17 protein-coding genes are annotated in these 16,285 nt (G+C 47.2%); 2 read left to right on the forward strand and 15 right to left on the reverse strand.

The features are described from left to right. The 10 genes from QVP35_RS06030 to QVP35_RS06075 form a co-directional block, all read right to left on the reverse strand. Window positions 1-778: galactitol-1-phosphate 5-dehydrogenase (locus QVP35_RS06030; RefSeq protein WP_288187779.1), on the reverse strand; the 778-nt coding region annotated here is incomplete at its 3' end. Window positions 779-787: 9 nt separating this feature from the next. Beyond that, the gene (gene gatY, locus QVP35_RS06035; RefSeq protein WP_022260902.1) at window positions 788-1,636 is read right to left on the reverse strand and encodes a tagatose-bisphosphate aldolase subunit GatY; all 849 of its coding nucleotides are present in this window, start codon (window positions 1,634-1,636) and stop codon (window positions 788-790) included. A 66-nt stretch (window positions 1,637-1,702) separates the two neighbouring features. Further along, window positions 1,703-3,058, reverse strand: a complete 1,356-nt coding sequence (locus QVP35_RS06040) for a PTS galactitol transporter subunit IIC (protein WP_006569081.1) — start codon at window positions 3,056-3,058, stop codon at window positions 1,703-1,705. Window positions 3,059-3,099: 41 nt separating this feature from the next. Next, on the reverse strand, window positions 3,100-3,375 hold the full coding sequence (gene gatB, locus QVP35_RS06045) for a PTS galactitol transporter subunit IIB (protein ID WP_006569082.1): 276 nt from the start codon (window positions 3,373-3,375) through the stop codon (window positions 3,100-3,102). Next, window positions 3,372-3,836: a PTS sugar transporter subunit IIA gene (locus tag QVP35_RS06050; RefSeq protein ID WP_022260903.1), complete on the reverse strand. Its 465-nt coding sequence runs from the start codon at window positions 3,834-3,836 to the stop codon at window positions 3,372-3,374. The genes gatB and QVP35_RS06050 overlap by 4 nt, the downstream gene beginning before the upstream one ends. Before the next feature lie 4 nt (window positions 3,837-3,840). Next, on the reverse strand, window positions 3,841-5,931 hold the full coding sequence (locus QVP35_RS06055) for a BglG family transcription antiterminator (RefSeq protein WP_009290351.1): 2,091 nt from the start codon (window positions 5,929-5,931) through the stop codon (window positions 3,841-3,843). Between the two features lie 143 nt (window positions 5,932-6,074). Beyond that, window positions 6,075-6,773: an HAD family hydrolase gene (locus QVP35_RS06060; protein WP_009290350.1), complete on the reverse strand. Its 699-nt coding sequence runs from the start codon at window positions 6,771-6,773 to the stop codon at window positions 6,075-6,077. Between the two features lie 77 nt (window positions 6,774-6,850). Then, on the reverse strand, window positions 6,851-8,017 hold the full coding sequence (locus tag QVP35_RS06065; protein ID WP_009290349.1) for an ABC transporter permease: 1,167 nt from the start codon (window positions 8,015-8,017) through the stop codon (window positions 6,851-6,853). Next, complete coding sequence (locus QVP35_RS06070) at window positions 8,014-8,700, reverse strand: ABC transporter ATP-binding protein (protein ID WP_009290348.1); 687 nt, start codon at window positions 8,698-8,700, stop codon at window positions 8,014-8,016. The genes QVP35_RS06065 and QVP35_RS06070 overlap by 4 nt, the downstream gene beginning before the upstream one ends. Window positions 8,701-8,710: 10 nt before the next feature. Next, window positions 8,711-10,315: an efflux RND transporter periplasmic adaptor subunit gene (locus tag QVP35_RS06075; protein ID WP_022260904.1), complete on the reverse strand. Its 1,605-nt coding sequence runs from the start codon at window positions 10,313-10,315 to the stop codon at window positions 8,711-8,713. A 126-nt stretch (window positions 10,316-10,441) separates the two neighbouring features. Between QVP35_RS06075 and QVP35_RS06080 the strand changes: the two genes are divergently transcribed. After that, entirely contained in the window at window positions 10,442-11,362 is a 921-nt protein-coding gene (locus tag QVP35_RS06080) for a TIGR01212 family radical SAM protein (protein ID WP_009290345.1), read from the forward strand. 62 nt (window positions 11,363-11,424) lie between these two features. Here QVP35_RS06080 and QVP35_RS06085 read toward each other — a convergent pair whose 3' ends face one another. The 5 genes from QVP35_RS06085 to QVP35_RS06105 all read right to left on the reverse strand — a co-directional run bounded on the left by QVP35_RS06085 (window position 11,425) and on the right by QVP35_RS06105 (window position 15,319). Next, a complete protein-coding gene (locus QVP35_RS06085) occupies window positions 11,425-11,601 on the reverse strand; it encodes a hypothetical protein (protein WP_009290344.1) in 177 nt (58 codons plus the stop codon). 61 nt (window positions 11,602-11,662) lie between these two features. Then, the gene (locus QVP35_RS06090; RefSeq protein WP_009290343.1) at window positions 11,663-12,457 is read right to left on the reverse strand and encodes an HAD-IIA family hydrolase; all 795 of its coding nucleotides are present in this window, start codon (window positions 12,455-12,457) and stop codon (window positions 11,663-11,665) included. Between the two features lie 12 nt (window positions 12,458-12,469). After that, complete coding sequence (locus QVP35_RS06095; RefSeq protein ID WP_009290342.1) at window positions 12,470-13,654, reverse strand: sn-glycerol-1-phosphate dehydrogenase; 1,185 nt, start codon at window positions 13,652-13,654, stop codon at window positions 12,470-12,472. A 511-nt stretch (window positions 13,655-14,165) separates the two neighbouring features. Continuing rightward, entirely contained in the window at window positions 14,166-14,861 is a 696-nt protein-coding gene (locus QVP35_RS06100; RefSeq protein WP_009289120.1) for a LiaF transmembrane domain-containing protein, read from the reverse strand. Next, window positions 14,858-15,319 (reverse strand): LytTR family DNA-binding domain-containing protein, encoded by a 462-nt coding sequence (locus QVP35_RS06105; protein WP_009289121.1) that lies wholly within the window; start codon window positions 15,317-15,319, stop codon window positions 14,858-14,860. The genes QVP35_RS06100 and QVP35_RS06105 overlap by 4 nt, the downstream gene beginning before the upstream one ends. A 143-nt stretch (window positions 15,320-15,462) precedes the next feature. Here QVP35_RS06105 and QVP35_RS06110 point away from each other — a divergent pair, with 143 nt between their 5' ends. Next, complete coding sequence (locus QVP35_RS06110) at window positions 15,463-16,245, forward strand: Cof-type HAD-IIB family hydrolase (RefSeq protein WP_009289122.1); 783 nt, start codon at window positions 15,463-15,465, stop codon at window positions 16,243-16,245. Window positions 16,246-16,285 lie beyond the last annotated feature (40 nt).

Below are 16,285 nucleotides of genomic sequence, written 5' to 3' on the forward strand. Positions count from 1 at the left end.
TTCCGATAAAACAGACTCCCGCTTTGTTGGCTGCCAGACGGAACGCATATTTCATGGTCGTGGTAACCCCTGCAGTCTCATATACATAGCCGAACCCTTTGCCCCCGGTGAGTGCCATAGCCTGATCCATGAAGTCTTCCTCCAGAGTATTAATGCCATTATCGATGCTAAGTTTCTTCGCAAGCTTAAGTCTCTCGTCACTGATGTCAAAAACCGTGACCCTTTTAGCGCCGAAAATCTTTGCCCACTGGGCCGTGAACAGTCCGATGGTGCCGCCGCCCAGGACTGCCACATCTTCTCCGCCCTGGTAGCCGGTCCTTAAAAGTCCGTGGAGAGCCACTGTGGCAGGCTCAAAGAAAGCCCCCTGCTCAAAAGATACAGAATCCTCAAATTTTACCGCATTTTTCTCCGGCACCGCCACATACTCGGCGAAACTTCCGAATTCCCTGGAGCCGATAAAACTGTAATGTTTACAGAGGGAATAATTCCCCTTCCGGCAGTCCTCACATTCCATGCACGGAACCAGCGGCACACCGGCCACACGGTCACCCGGCTTTAAGGAGGATACTCCCTCTCCTACGGTTTCTACCACACCGGAAAATTCATGTCCCAGCACATTTGGGAAGAAATGACACGCATCCCCGTTGACTCTCGGCACATCAGATCCGCAGATCCCTGTATATTTGACTTTGACCAGCACCTGCCCTTTTTCCGGCACCGGGGTCTTGATTTCCTCGAACCGGATATCATTTTTTGCATGGACCACTCCTGCTTTCATTCCACTCACCTAAGCCTTTCCTTCACTCTTTACAACCTTCATTTTTGATTTGACATAGTCCTTTACCATTTGTTTTCCCGCAGCATTATATTTTTTAGGATCGATCGTATCCGGTTTTTCTCTGAGCACACCGGTAACCCCTTTTGAAAAGGCAATCCGTAGATCTGTGGCGTAATTCACCTTACAGATTCCCCGTTTGACACATTCCGCCACTGTCTCGTCCGGCACACCGCTTGTTCCGTGGAGTACTAATGGTATGGAGACTGCTTCCCGAATTTCTGACAGGCGCAGAAAGTCCAGTTTCGGTTCTCCTTTGTAAACTCCGTGGGCTGTGCCGATAGCCACAGCCAGGGAGGTGATGCCCGTTTTATTTACAAATACTAATGCTTCGGAAGGTTCTGTGTAGCCTCCGGCCCCTCCGTCCAGGTCGTCTTCCTTTCCCCCGACTTTTCCCAGCTCCGCTTCCACAGGCACTTTGGAAGGAGCACATGCATCGACTACGGACTTGGTAAGCCGAATATTCTCCTCAAAGGATTCATGGGAACCATCGATCATAATGGATGTATATCCGGTCCTCAAGGCCTGCATGGCCAGTTCAAAGCTGTTTCCGTGATCCAGATGCATAGCAATAGGCACGCTGGCACGCTCTGCCGCGGTCCGTACATTTGCCAGAAAATAATCCAGTCCCGCATAGTTTACCGTGGACGGCGTAGTCTGCATGATAACCGGGGAACGAAGCTCCTCGGCTGCCTCCATGACCGCCATGACCATCTCCATATTCTCTACATTAAAAGCGCCCACTGCATACCCGTTTTTCTGGGCATCAAGGAGCATCTGTGTTGTTGTCATTAATGGCATCTTTTTTCCTCCTGATCTTCGGTTATCAGTCCGGGCGGGCAAAAGCCCGCCCGGTTTTCTGATGTTTTACTGTTCTTCTTTTAATGCTGCCGCTCTGGCCTTGGATGTCCTTACAGTGAATACGAGACAGACTGCGTAGATTACGGCGATGACAGCCAGCCCTGCAAGATTTTCTCTCGTAAAGATCTGTGTGAACATATAGGTGATCGGTGACCCTCCCTGGTCAAGCGCTGCAATCCTGGATGCTCCGTTTGTCAGGTTCACAGACTTAGCAAGTGCCGTCGTCCACGGAATTGCCTGGTTTGCGATCCAGATGGTCACATACATGATCACAGAGCCTGAGATCAGTGTGCGGAACAGATTTCCCTTGTGCACTGCAACGGCAATGGCGATAAAGAATCCGATGGTTGCCAGATCACCAAATGGAAGAATGACATTTCCAGGCACAATCACTGCGATCAAAATGGTCAGCGGGATAAAGATCAGCCCTGCGGTTACTACCTGGGAATCCCCTAAAAGAATCGCCGGATCGAGTCCGATATAGAACTCTCCGTCCCCGGAACGTTTGGTGAGTATTTCCTTCATTCTCTCTGAGATCGGCATCAGGCCTTCCATGATACATTTTGTGATTTTCGGCATCAGTACCATGACTGCGGACATCTTGATGCCCAGCTGGAGCGCAGCCTGAAAATTATAGCCTGCCAGCGCACCTACTAAAGTTCCGAGGAGTCCTCCGATAACGATCGGTTCTCCGAGCACACCTACTTTTTCCTGCAGTTTATCGGCAGTAATACTGATCTTGTTCAGTCCCGGTATCTTTTCGATAATGGCATCAATCGTGCAGGCAAACGGTGCCAGGTAGGCGGATGTTCCGTGGGGAACGGTGAGCCCTTCCAGTTCAAAATAGTCTTCCATCAGCGGCGCATACAGGTCACCGAATTTGTATGTAAAGATTGCGTGGACCACTACTCCTGCAATACCGATGGCAAAGTTTCCTGTCACCGCATAGGCGATCGCCCCGGTAAATGTCATGTGCCAGATGTTCCAAATATCAATGTTTACAGTTTTGGTAAGCTTGAGTACAAGCATCACCACATTTACAAGAATCGCTACCGGGATCGCAACGGTTGCGATGCCGGATGCCCATGTGATCGGTGACATCCCCGGCCACCCCACGTCTACAACGCTCATGTGAAGCCCAAACGTCTCTGACATGGCCTTTGCCGCAGGCCCCAGGTTGGCATTCATCATGTCGACAATGAGTCCCAGTCCTACAAATCCGACTCCTACCATCAGTCCGGCACGGATTGCCTTTCCTACTTTCACTCCTACAATAATACTCAGTACTGCTATGACGAGAGGCAGCATAACCGATGCACCCAGGCCAATGATGTAATTAATCGCGTCTCCAAAAATACCCATAGTTTTTCTCCTTTACCTCCATGATGTTTCCTGCATGTCTGTTATTTCAGTACTTCTAAAATCTTTGCTTTGGTTTTATCTGCTCCAATCCCTGAGATAAACGGCATTCCTGTGATCAGCGGCACACCGTAATCACGTTTTACTTTTGAAGTCGTCACGATCAGATCTGCTGGAAGATTGGATTCAATCTCCGAGATTCTCACCTGTGCGATCTCCACATCAATCCCATTTTCCTTTGCCAGATCCACCACTGCGTTTGCCGCTACTGTGGATGTTGCCACTGCTCCTCCGCATGCTACGATGACTTTCTTTTTCATAATGACTTCTCCTTTTCTTTGATGATATTTATAATTTCTTCCGGGTTCTGCGCATTGCTGAGTTTTTCTACTACATGAGGGTCCTGCAGAATCCCTAAGATTGCCTGTAATAATTCCAGATGCCCTTTCTCATCCACGGCCAGCATGAAGATAACCCGTACCTCCACGGTCTCATCATCCGTTCCCATCTGTACGAAGGTGACCGGCTTTTTCGTGGTGGCGATGGCGATGCCCTTTTTCAGAACATGGCTCACATCCGTATGTGGAATGGCAACTCCCACTTCCCCCATGTCGACGCCTGTGGGAAAGTCTTTCTCCCTAATCTTTAATGCCTCTACATAGCTGTCCTTACAGTAGCCCAGAGAGACTAATTTTCCCCCCGCCTGCTCAAAAATATCCGCGCTGTCTCTGGCTTCAATCTGAGGCAGAATCAATTCCTTGCTTAAACGTTCCCAAACCATGTTGTCACTCCTTTATTCTCTGTTCATAAGTTTTAATAATCGCCGCCGTCTCCCGCGGACTTTCGGCATTCCACAGTTCTTCCTTAAATCTCTGGTTCGTCAGCATATTGACTAAATGAAAAAACGCTTTGATGTGCTTTTTGTGGTCCACGGTGCTCAGGCAGCAGAAAAATCTCACTTCTTCCCGGTCGCCGTCCTCATCCTCGATGACCACCGGTTCCTTAAGCCGGATCATATTCATTCCAACTTTTTTGCTGCCCAGCTCAAAGCCCTCGTGGGGCAGTGCAAACCCTTTGGAAATGACAATATAACTGCCGTTTTCCAGTACGTTTTCTATCATGGCGTCTACATACCGCTCTTCGATATATCCTTTGAAAAGCAGCGGTTCAGCCGACTTTCTGATGGCATCCTTCCAGTCTCTGCACTCAATATTGAGCTGGATATTCTTTTCTCTCAATAATTCCCACAGAAACGGCTCCCGCTCCTCATCAAAGGACTCTCCAAAATACTCATAGATCTTCATGGAGACTTCCTGAAACAGCTCCGGATCTCTGATCATAGGCCGAAGAATCGCAGAAAGTTCCTCTGGATTTCTGTCTTTTTCGGGCAGCTTCTTTTTGCTTCCTCTGTTCTTTTTCTGCAGAAGCTCGATCTTTTTATTCACTCTCAGGTAATCTTCGTCGGAAAACATCGGTGTCACAAGCACATATTCTCCCTCATAATCCTTTAAGGGAATCGTGGACACGATCATATCAATGTCTTCATAATGGCTTTTTCTTAAATCATGAGCAGAGACAACATCGACAATGTGAAAGTCAAAGCGGTTTCTCATTTTTGCAAGAAGGAGCTGCGATGTCCCCACTCCGCCATTACAGACAATGACAACACGGAACTCAATTTCCTTTTTCTTTCTCCTCTCCAGAGCGGCACTGATGTGAATCACGATGTAGTCGGCCTCAATCGCCTGGATCTTTCTTCCCACAAACCGTTCCAGCATCTCAATGTTGTTCTTAACCGCATACAGAGTTTCCTGATTTTGTTCTACGATCTGTCTGAGAAAATCGTCTCTCTGAGTGATATTAAACTCCTTTGTAAAAATGGATTCCAGATGATTGACAAGATTTTCATAAAACACAAAGTCCCGGTTAAGATCCACATGAAGCTCATTGGATATCTGCTCGATGAATTTCCTTGTGACCAGCTGCAGGCCGATGATCCTCTGGTTCCTGCTGTCTTTTTTTATGTAGCTTAAGCTGTCCAGAATATCGCTCAACAGTTCCTTTTCCCCCTGGCTCTCAGGAAGTTCCCAGTACTGGCACACATACCTCAAAATATCCTCTGCCATCTCGTACTTGCTCTTCTTTACCTCTAAAGACTCGGTGATCTGATGCCCCTTTTTCACTCTCTGGATCAGTATGGTCAGATACGAGAGCAGGTAGTTGAAAGATGCATCGGTTAAAAATCTTCCGTGTGCGTGCTCCTGTTCATTGATGATTTTCTGCAGGTTCTGTTTGTCTTCTTTTTTCAGCCTGTGGCTGATATTCAGTCCTCTGATGAAGCTTTGTACCACAGAACCTGCGGCCTGAAAAGATCCGTCCTGGTTCAGAAGCTTTAAAAGACATGCCCGCTTATCACTCTCCTTTCCGTGAAGAACCAGTCCTTTGTTGGAATGGGATTCCACAGTAAGATGCTCCTTTAAAAGCATCTGCTTGACACTCTCTAAATCGTTGATAACTGTGGCCCTGCTCACATACAAAAGTTCTGCCATGTTTGATAAGGTCGTGTAGTCCGAAGCTTCGATCAGGATCGCCGCAATCAGCGGCTTTCTCTCTCCTTTGGAAAGGCGGTATGTGTAAAAATCGTTCTGATTAAACAGACCTGCCGCCAGTTCGATGTCATCCTCCACAAGGAGTGTCCCATTGCTTCCCAGTTTTACTAAGGAAAGCTCATGCTGTTCCAAGAAGTCATTGACATCATTGATGTCATTTCTTATGGTGCGCTCCGACACCTGGAATTTCTCTGCCAGTTCACTGATACGGAATGTCTTCTCCAAATCCATGAGTCCCAGCAGAATCTCCCTTGATCTCTTGTTCATTTTTATCCCTCCGTTGCTGTATCTTTACTATATCATCGTCCCCTTTCAAAAAACAGTCAAAAGGATTTCGGACATTTTTGCAAAAAAATAGACAGGTCTAAAACCTTTCCATACGTTTTGAAAAGTTTTAGACCTGTCATTTGTTACAGAAGCTTTTGCAGCAGCCGGTACAGTTCTTCTTCGGAACCGACACAATAATCCGGCCGCACCCCGGACACCGGATACGGATGATTTCTCCGGTTCATCCAGATGGAATAAAGACCGGCACTTTTGGCTCCCTCTACATCATTTCGGTAGGAATCTCCCACATACCAGACCTCGGCATCCTGAAGCTTCATCTTATCACATGCATACCAAAAAATCTTTTCGTCAGGCTTTGCGGTCCCCACATCTCCGGATACGAAGATTACCTCGTCCAAAAACCACTCCCCAAGACCCAATGTTTCTATTTTCTCCCACTGGTGTCCGGATGGTCCGTTGGTGATCACGCCTATGGGAACCCTGTCCCGGCAGAATGTCAGCATTTCTTTTATAACCTCAGAGACACTGATTTGTTTTTGATATCCCGCATAGAATTCTTGAAATTTAAGTGCGTCTTCATCTGATATTTGTATATCAAACTCTTTGAGCGCCTTACTGATCCTGTAAATATACATCTCATCCATTGTCATCTGCCCGCTCTGGGAATGTTCAAAAGCCTCGTCACTGTACTTTCTGCTCAGCGCAAACAGCCGCTCCATATCAATCTCATATGTTTCACCAAATAACTGACGGAAAGCTCTTTCAAAGGGCTCCCGCTGGTCATACAAAGTATCGTCCACATCAAATAAAACCGCATCCATATTTTTTCTCCCTTTTTATTATATAGGATGATTATAACCGACATTTTATGAGAAAAAAAGACAGAACACGAAAGATTTTATTCATAATGAAGGGCTTCCACCGGTTTTAAATTTGCAGCCTTATTTGCAGGGTATAAACCGAAAATAATCCCCACTGCGGCCGAAAATATAAGTGATATCACGCAGATGGCCGGAGATATGCTTAAGGATGTATCTACAAATGCGTTTCCTACAGCAAGTATCAAAAAACTCAGAATAATTCCCGTAATTCCTCCCATAAATGACAGTACAACAGCCTCGGTCATAAACTGGGCCAGAATATCCTGTTTCTTTGCTCCGATGGCCTTTCTGATGCCGATCTCCCTTGTCCGTTCCGTTACCGACACCAGCATAATATTCATGATCCCGATTCCTCCCACTAACAGAGAGATACCGGCGATTCCTCCAAGCATCAGCGATAAGGAAGAGGATACATTACTGACGCTCTCCGCAATTTCGGCCTGATTGACGATCGTGTAGGAGTCTTCGTCTCCTGTCTTGTTTAACAAAAACCGGTCCACCGCATTCTCAGCCATCGTCAAAGTATCTTCTCCCGACGCAGACACGGTAAAACTCTGTATCGCAGCCTGCTGTAAAAGCCTCTGAGCCGTTTTAAATGGAAGATAAACGATCGTATCATTGGAATCCCTCTGGGATTCCCCGTCTTCTTTCAGCACGCCGACAATCTTAAAATTCTTACCCTTGACACGGATTGTTTCATCGACACAGTCTGTACTCCCAAACAGATCCTTTGCCGCTCCGGCTCCGATCAGACATACCTGGAGCCTGTTTTCATTGTCTACGGTAAGAATCTGTCTTCCGGACGTGATCTCCGTACCCTCGATCTCCAAATATTCCGGTGTGATTCCTTTCAAAGAGACATCGGAGGAATTACCGCCGGCTTTGGCAGTCCCGCTCCCTGTTACCGTAGGGGAAACAGACTGCACCGCCGGATTGTCCGTCAGCGACTCCAAATCTGAACTCTTGATTCCCGCACTTCTCCGGCTGTTGATCGTCGCGCTGATCACATTTCCTCCCAGTCCCGAGAGTGTATCATTGACCGAACCGGCTGTGCTCTGCGCAATAGACACCAGCAGAGTCACACTGAGGACTCCGATGATAATGCCCAGCATCGTGAGGAATGAGCGAAGCTTGGTAGAAAGAATAGAGGATAGTGCCATTTTCACTGCCTGAGTAAATTTCATGCCGCATCCCTCCCGCCTGTATCAGATATAATCTTCCCGTCCATGATGCGGATCTGTCTTTCCGCTTCTTTTGCCACCTCTGGATCGTGGGTGATCAAAATAATGGTATTGCCCTGTCCGTGCAGTTCTTTTAACAGTTCCATGATCTCTTTTCCTGATCTTGAATCCAGATTGCCGGTAGGTTCATCCGCCAGGATCAGAGACGGTCCCGCCGCCAGTGCCCTGGCAATGGCGACCCTCTGCTGCTGGCCGCCGGACAGCTGCCCCGGCTTATGGTCCATTCTTTTTTCGAGTCCCACCTTCATGAGTTTTTCCATTGCTGTCTTTCTTCGTTCTTCCATCCCGATGCCCTGATAGATCAGAGGCAGTTCTACATTTTCCAGCGCCGTCAGTTTGGCGAGGAGATGGAACTGCTGAAAGATAAAGCCGACCTTCTCATTCCTGATGGCTGCCAGTTCATTTTCCTTCAATGACTTTACCGGACGGCCGTCCAGCATCACTTCCCCGGAATCCGGCACATCCAGGCAGCCCAGCATATTCATCAGAGTCGATTTTCCGCTTCCGGAAGCACCTTCAATCGCCACAAACTCCTGATCTTTGATGGTCAGCGAGACCCCGTCCAAAGCATGAACCTCTTCTCCGCCGAGAACATACGTCTTTCTTAAATCTTTTACCTCAATCATATGTCTCCTCCTATCTGGACCCGCCCGGCATTCCGGATCCGCCGCCGGGTGCCCCGCTTCCGCCGCCTTTTCCGTTTCCGCTGCCCAGGCCGTCCGGTCCCATCATCTTGTCGTCTTCACTTTTATTAGAAGTGTTTTTGGTAATCACCTGAACCTGATCACCTTCGCTGATACCGGAAGTGATTTGGGCATAAGAATCATTCATAATTCCCACTTCTACCTCTTTTAATGTACCTTCTTCGCTTTCATCGCTGACGACTGCCACATAGTTTTTCCCATTCTTTGACTGTACAGCAGATACAGGTACAAGAACCGCATCTGATGCCTCTTGAGTAGTAATTGTGGCAGTAGCACTCATAGCAGGATAGAGATCCTCCGCATCACTGAGTTCTATGGTCACAGGATAGGTGGCTACCCCGTCCGTATTGGTCCCGATCTTGGAAACTTTGGTCACCGTTCCTTTAAATGTTTTATCCTCTATTGCGTCCGCTGTCACTGATACGCTCTGTCCGGTCTTAATCTCTTTGATATCCAGCTCATCCACATCAATGTTTACCTTATAAGCTGTTGTACTCACCACTTTACAAAAGGTTTTCCCCTTAGATACCATGGTTCCTGCGGAGGCTGAAAGTTCATCCACCACTCCGTCATACTTTGCCGTCACCGTCAGATTCTTCTTTTCTTTTTTTAATTCTTCCAGCTGGTCAACCAAAGCCTCATGTTTTGCCAGATTGCTCTCGTATGTTTTTGAATATCCTGCTCCGCTCAATGTGATCAGTGTCGTTCCCGAATACACCTTCTGATTTTTGGACACTTCAATGGAACTCACCGTTCCCTTGTCTCCCGTCACTGTGATCGGGCTGTTGGACTTCAGCTTTCCAGAACCCAGCTTTTTATTGCTGCTGTTATATACAGAAGCCTTTGTATCTACATCATAGTAGTAACTGTCGGAGATCACTGCTGTGGCTTTCCCGGAACTGACACCGGAAATCTTTCCGGACACCGAATACTCTCCAAATTTTACGGTGACACTGTCTCCGGTCTTTACGGTTTGTGAGGGCTTAAACTCTATCTTGAGCTTTCCGTCCGCCGAGATTTCCATCAGAGCGCCTTTGCTGTCCATGGTCTTCGCCACTGCTGTACCATCTTTTGCATAAATGCGTTTTACCCTTCCGGAAACTTTAGAACTGATCGTACTTGACGCGCTCTCCGCTCCCTGTGAAAGGGTGTTCTCCAGAGAGGAGATCTGATTTTCCAGACTGCTGATCGAATCCTCCAGCGAAGAACTTGTGAGCACTGCTATGGTATCCCCTTTCTTCACTGAGGAACCGTCTTTCTTTTTAATCGACTGTACGCTCACATCACTGGAAAAAGAGACGGTCTGGGTGGCAGCAGATGCCACCGAACCGCTGCCCTCCACTGTCTTTTTGATCGTTCCCTTTGTGGCCTTCTGAGTCTGGATCTGATTCCCGCCTTTTGCCTTCCTGGTCAAGGCCAATCTTCCTGCAAATACACCGGCCAACACAAATAAAACCAACAAAGCGGCCGTCAGCTTCTTGTGTTTTTTCATTTTTCCCGGTATCATAACCATGATATCCTTCCATTTTTTCTTCATGAATATAAGCCTCCCTATCCTTCTTTTATAGATGTTTTTATCATATAGGAAGAATTTGAAAGGCTTATGATCAATATGTGAAGAAACTATGGAACTATACCACACAGCAGAAAGGAACCGCATCTTATGAATTGGGATGGAAAACGTTATTACTCTTTTAATTCTTATTTAAAGCAGACCTTCGGAGAAAAAGTATACAAAATATCTTTAAACGGCGGCTTCACCTGCCCAAACCGGGACGGCACCCTTGGAACCAGAGGCTGTATTTTCTGCAGCGAAGGAGGCTCCGGAGATTTTGCACCCGACGCTGCTCTCCCCATTGGTGAACAGATTGAAGAAGGCATCCGCATGATCAGGCAAAAGACAGATGCATCAAAATATATCGCCTACTTTCAGGCGTTTACCAATACCTATGCCCCATATGAAAAGCTTCATTCTCTTTTTTATGATGCGATTTTAAGGCAAGAAATTGTGGGACTGGCTGTGGGGACCCGTCCGGACTGTCTTCCCCCGGACGTGCTTGAACTGCTCGATGAACTGAATCAGATAAAACCCGTCTTCGTGGAACTTGGACTCCAGACCATCCATGAGAAAACTGCACAATTCATCCGAAGAGGCTATCCTCTTTCCTGTTTTGAACAGGCAGTAAAAGCACTGCACGATCTGGGGATCAATGTTGTCGTCCACCTAATCCTTGGACTCCCCGGAGAAACGGAAGAGATGATGCTTGAGTCTGTCCGGTATTTAAATCAGCTGCCAGTAAACGGAGTGAAGTTTTCCCTCCTTCATGTGCTGAAACACACTGATCTCGGCGCTCTGTATGAGAAGCATCCATTCCCGGTCTATGAACTGGATGACTATGTTGATTTCGTGATCCGATGTATTGAGGAACTGCGGGAAGATATCGTTATCCACCGCCTGACAGGGGACGGACCCAAAGATCTGCTGATCGCTCCCCGCTGGACGCTCAACAAAAGAAAAGTATTGAATGAGATTTCCCGGCGCATGAAGGAGACCAACAGCCGTCAGGGAAAACGTTTCATCTGAGACATTTTAATAAGACGTGAAAATACCCTTTCGGAACCATGGCTCCGAAAGGGTATTGATTATTAATGGTGCTTTTTGTCCGGCTCAGGTTTCTTTTTTCTGCCTTCATAAGTGTTGTTGTCACACGTATTGTTATTGCCGATCTCCACTCCTTTTTTAATCGGAGCGATCAAAAAACCGACGACCACGCCGAGCCAGAGCCAGAATCCGCCGAAGAAAAATGCTTCTTTTTTTGTCATAATGAATTCCTCCTTTGATTGTCTCCATTATAACATCCGGCCTGCACAAAATCAATGAAGGCTAAAGTACCTCTGTAATATCCTCCAATGAATCCACAATCACATCCGGCTTCACATCACTTTTCTCCACATCCTCCAGAGTACTCTCTCCGGAAAGCACCAGAATGGAAGTCACGGGACTTCCGTCCGCCACTGCAATATCCGTATACAGCCGGTCGCCTACAATAGCGATCTCCTCCGGGCGGTACCCTGACTGCTCCACAAAATAATTCAGCGTATGCTTGGAAGGTTTCCCAAAGAATTCAGGAAAGCGTCCCGTGGATGCCTCCACCAGCTTCGCCATGGAACCGCAGTCCGGTATGAAGTTTCCGCCTTCCATCGGACAGTTCCAGTCCGGATTGATGCCGTAATATGTACATCCATTGCGCACATAATGGCAGGCTTTCGAAATCTTCTCATAAGTAAGTGTAGTATCAAATCCAAGGATCACGATATCCGGGTTTTCGTCCACAAGCGGCATGTCAAAGGCTTCAAACTCTTTTAAAAGAGAAGGGGTTCCTACCACATAGAGGGTTTCCCCCAGATGATTCTTTTTTAAATACTGAATCATTACATGACTGGAAATCATCATTTGTTCCGGTGTGATGGATATTCCCATTCCCCAAAGTTTATCTATGTAGGCCTGCTGGCTCTTGGAAGAATTATTCGTAAAGAAATAATACTCCCTCCCTGTGTCTTCCACTTTCTTTAAAAAGTCCTGTGTAAACGGAAACAAGTCATTTCCAAGATAGATGGTCCCGTCCATGTCGAGGACAAAACATTTGATATCTTTCACTGCCTGAATATTTTGCTTCATCTGTCTTTCTCCTTAATCTTCATCATAAAAGCGATGTGTGATCTTCTCCGCGATCTCCTGCATCTTTCCTTGTTCCACTGCCAGGTCTAAGACGCTGTACCGGTCTCTGACTTTGTATCCGTCAAGCAGACTCTGATAAAACAGATCCCTGTCGATTCCGATCTCTTTTGGGGAAACCGGCGCACCTACGGTTTTTAAAAGTCCTTCCACATATCCCCTGGAAGGCGCCAGCTTCTTTGCCGCATCCGGTATTTCGTCACCCATGATCTCGAAAATTTCCGCGATGATCGGTGTAGCGATGCCCACTTTGATTCCGTGGAGCTCCGGATACTTTTTCCTTGCGATGAATTCCATCTCCCAGTAATGACTGAGCATATGCTCTGCTCCGGATGCCGGACGGGATACGCCGATCAGTCCCATGGCTACTCCGGTGAGCGTCAGCGCCTCGATCAGATAGAGAACTGCTTCTTCGTCCCTGTCTGCAAGTGCCTCTGCACTTCCGGTTACTTTATCGAGGGCTTTCTGCACGAGAGTCACACATGTCTCACAGCAGTATTCCCCGGTCATCTCCCTGGACAAATACCAGTCTGCGAGAGCGGTAAGTTTTCCGATCACATCCCCGAATCCGGCGCGGATCATATGCATCGGCGCCTGCTTCATGATGTCTGTATCTCCTAGGATACCGTAAGGAAGGGTTGCAATAAAGGAAATCTTCTTTCCTCCCAGTATCAGAGGAGCTCCGTCTGATGCATAGCCGTCCATGGAAGGTGCGGTGCAGACAACGATATATGGGATCTTTGTCCTGGCTGACATATATTTTACCATATCATTCAAAGTTCCGGAACCTGCCGCGATTAAAACATCCGTCTCCGGCTCCAGATTTAAGAACATGGTTCCCACAGCCTGCTCATCCGGGATCAGAATATCTTCCCCTGAATCCAGTACCACACTTTTCACCTGAAATCCTGCATCCTTCAACAGTGTTTCCGCAGTTTCTCCCGCTGCTTTGTATGTATTGTTGTCGCTCAGCATGTAGACTTTCTTTGCGCCAAGGCCCTTCACCATTTCCGGCAGTTCTTTGATCACTCCCTGGCCCATCACCAGCTTGTCGATATCCAGAGTATGATGCCTTCCGCAGCTGCAGTCAAAACTTGCCTTTGCCATTTCATTCATAGAATAGTTTAAGATCTCATCCATTTCGCTTCCTCCCGAATCTTACTTTCAAATATAGTTACCACCTGCAACAAAAATAATACCACTGGTAATATAACTTCATTTTACTTCCATTCTATGATAAAATCCATACCTTATTTTGAACATTTGTATAAATACTTTTAAAATTGAATTTATACATACATTTGTATAAATATCTATGAGTTTGACTCTTTGCAGCCTGCTCCAGCAGACATTACGTCCATTTTGACCAGTTTGGAGGCCTTGCATTCGAAGAGATGTTAGTTTTTCTTCTTTCAGCAAAGGCTCGGAGGCAATGAGGTTCGATTCACTAAATTCGCACTTCGCCTACGGCTCCTGCTCATTAAGTTCCTTCGAACGGCCTTCGTACTAAGCTCAGTCCGCACTTCGTTTGCCTTCCCTAAGTACTCTAGGCCAGCGTCAGCGAGTTCCGAGCGGGCCGCCGCAGAGACTTTGATGAAAGTTAGAAAATCTTACATCTCTGAGACAGCAAGCCGGAAAACTGGTCAAAATGTCACACATAGATAATCGTCACTCCCCCAAAGCTGATTCTTCCGGTCAGTCTGATCCGTATCGTACCGTCGCCGTGGTTCCTGTTTTTCTCATCCACAGCCCCGAAGACAGCACTGGCCTGATTGATCACCGTCCACTCTTTCGGCAGGAAAAGTTCCATCCCGGCAAACGATACGTCCACATTGATTTCAGCATCTCCACCCTCTACTTCTGCGTTGTCGAAGTAAGCCTTGATCTCCCCGAAGCTTACGTCAAACTGTGCATATTTGAAATGATCAGAATTTACATATTTGACGGTAGAACCGAATGTAGTTCTGTGGCAGACAGCAGTTCCGTCCTCCTCGTCAATGACTGACTCAAACGGCTCATCTCTGTGCCATTCCTTCCATCTCTTTTTCCTGGAAGGAAACAGCAGATGGCACCCGATGCTTCCCAGGAGTGCAGCTCCTAATACCGGCCATGGCGTGACAGCGGCGATTCCCAGCGGCCCTGCATAAATGATGCAGAGAAATGCAATGGAAAACAGGATTCCCGTATACTCCAGATGCATCAGGCTTTTGATCAGCATAGCCGCAAAAAATATCGTCAGCATGAGGCTGAATACACTGACTTCTCTCAAGTATCCCAGTCTTCCAAAAATAATAAACACTGCTCCAAAGATAAAAAACAATCCCCAGAAAATCTTTTCTTTCTTCATCTCCCGATCCTCTTTTCTTCTAATTTTTGTTTCAGCGGTTTCAGATAAAGTCTCGACACATACAGCTGTTTATGGGTATGTTCAAACTGTATGATGCCGGAAGCCGATATCCCCCTGCTGATGGAATAGATCCTGTTGGTGTTGACAACGGCCGACTTTGAGATCCTCATGAAGGACCCCGGAAGCATCTCTTCCAGTTCATACAGCCGGTACCTGGTCTCGTAGATATCATCCGCCGTGTGCACGTTGATGGTGTTTCCGTCTGTCTCAAAAAACAGAACCTTGGACAAGGGAAAATAGTACTCCTGCTCTCCCTTGGAAAACACGGCCGTCTGTGTCCCGGATGCTGCCTCCGAGACCGCTTTCTGCACTTCCTGGACGATGTCATTTAAACCGGCACACCGGATGATGACCTCTTCTTCCATTAAATTTTCATCAATCTCAATCTGTATCTTCATCTTTTCATCTCCACGCCTTTATTATAGCAGAGCCCGTGAGGCTGTAAATGAAAAACAGCCAAGTGGTAAAAAACAGAGGGTAAGTGACACATTCCTCTGTATATATGGTATAATAGCTGCAATCAGAATGGAGGTATCATACTATGTCCAAAAAAATTTTTTTCTTTGATATCGACGGGACCCTTGCGGATCAGGAAGACATCCTTCCCTCGAATCAGAAAGCCCTTCGGGAACTGAGGTTAAAAGGACACACGGTCATGATCGCATCAGGAAGGCCCGCCGGCTATATCAGGCGTATGTTTTCCGGGCTGTCCGACGGATTTATCGCCGCAAACGGCAGACGCATAGAGCACGAGGGAAACGTCCTGCTGGACAACAGCTTCACCGTCGCAGAACTGAAAGAAATCATTAAGCTGTGCAGGGTTTCCCAGTGCTCCTACTGTCTCCTCGGAGACGGCGTCGTATACCACGGCAATCCGCTGTATCTGTACGGACATACGAGACCATACGAATCCATCGATGTAATTCATGAAGATAGCTGGGACATCCGGGATGTCAGAGCCTATGCATTTGATATCATCTACAAAGATGCGGCACATCTAAAGACAATCAAGCAGAATTTTGACGGCAAATATATCATTAACGACCACTTTGACGGCTCCGCCGATGTCTCCAGCGTATCCTTCAACAAAGGACATGCTGTTGCCTATACGACCAGTGCCCTCGGCTTTTCACAGGATGACAGCTATGCATTCGGAGACGGAGACAATGACGTTCACATGTTTGAGGCCGCCGGTACGGCAGTTGCCATGGAAAACGCAACCCGGGCAGCGAAAAAAGCCGCAGATTACGTCACCCGCCATTATAAAGAGGATGGAATTTTCCATGCCCTGAAACACTTAAAAGTAATCAGCTGTCTGCTTTAATACAAAAAGAAAAATCACCAGACCTGCGAAACTACAGTCT

The sequence above is a fragment of the Anaerostipes sp. CAG:276 genome, from assembly GCF_000432215.1.
Taxonomy (GTDB): domain Bacteria; phylum Bacillota; class Clostridia; order Lachnospirales; family Lachnospiraceae; genus Anaerostipes; species Anaerostipes caccae.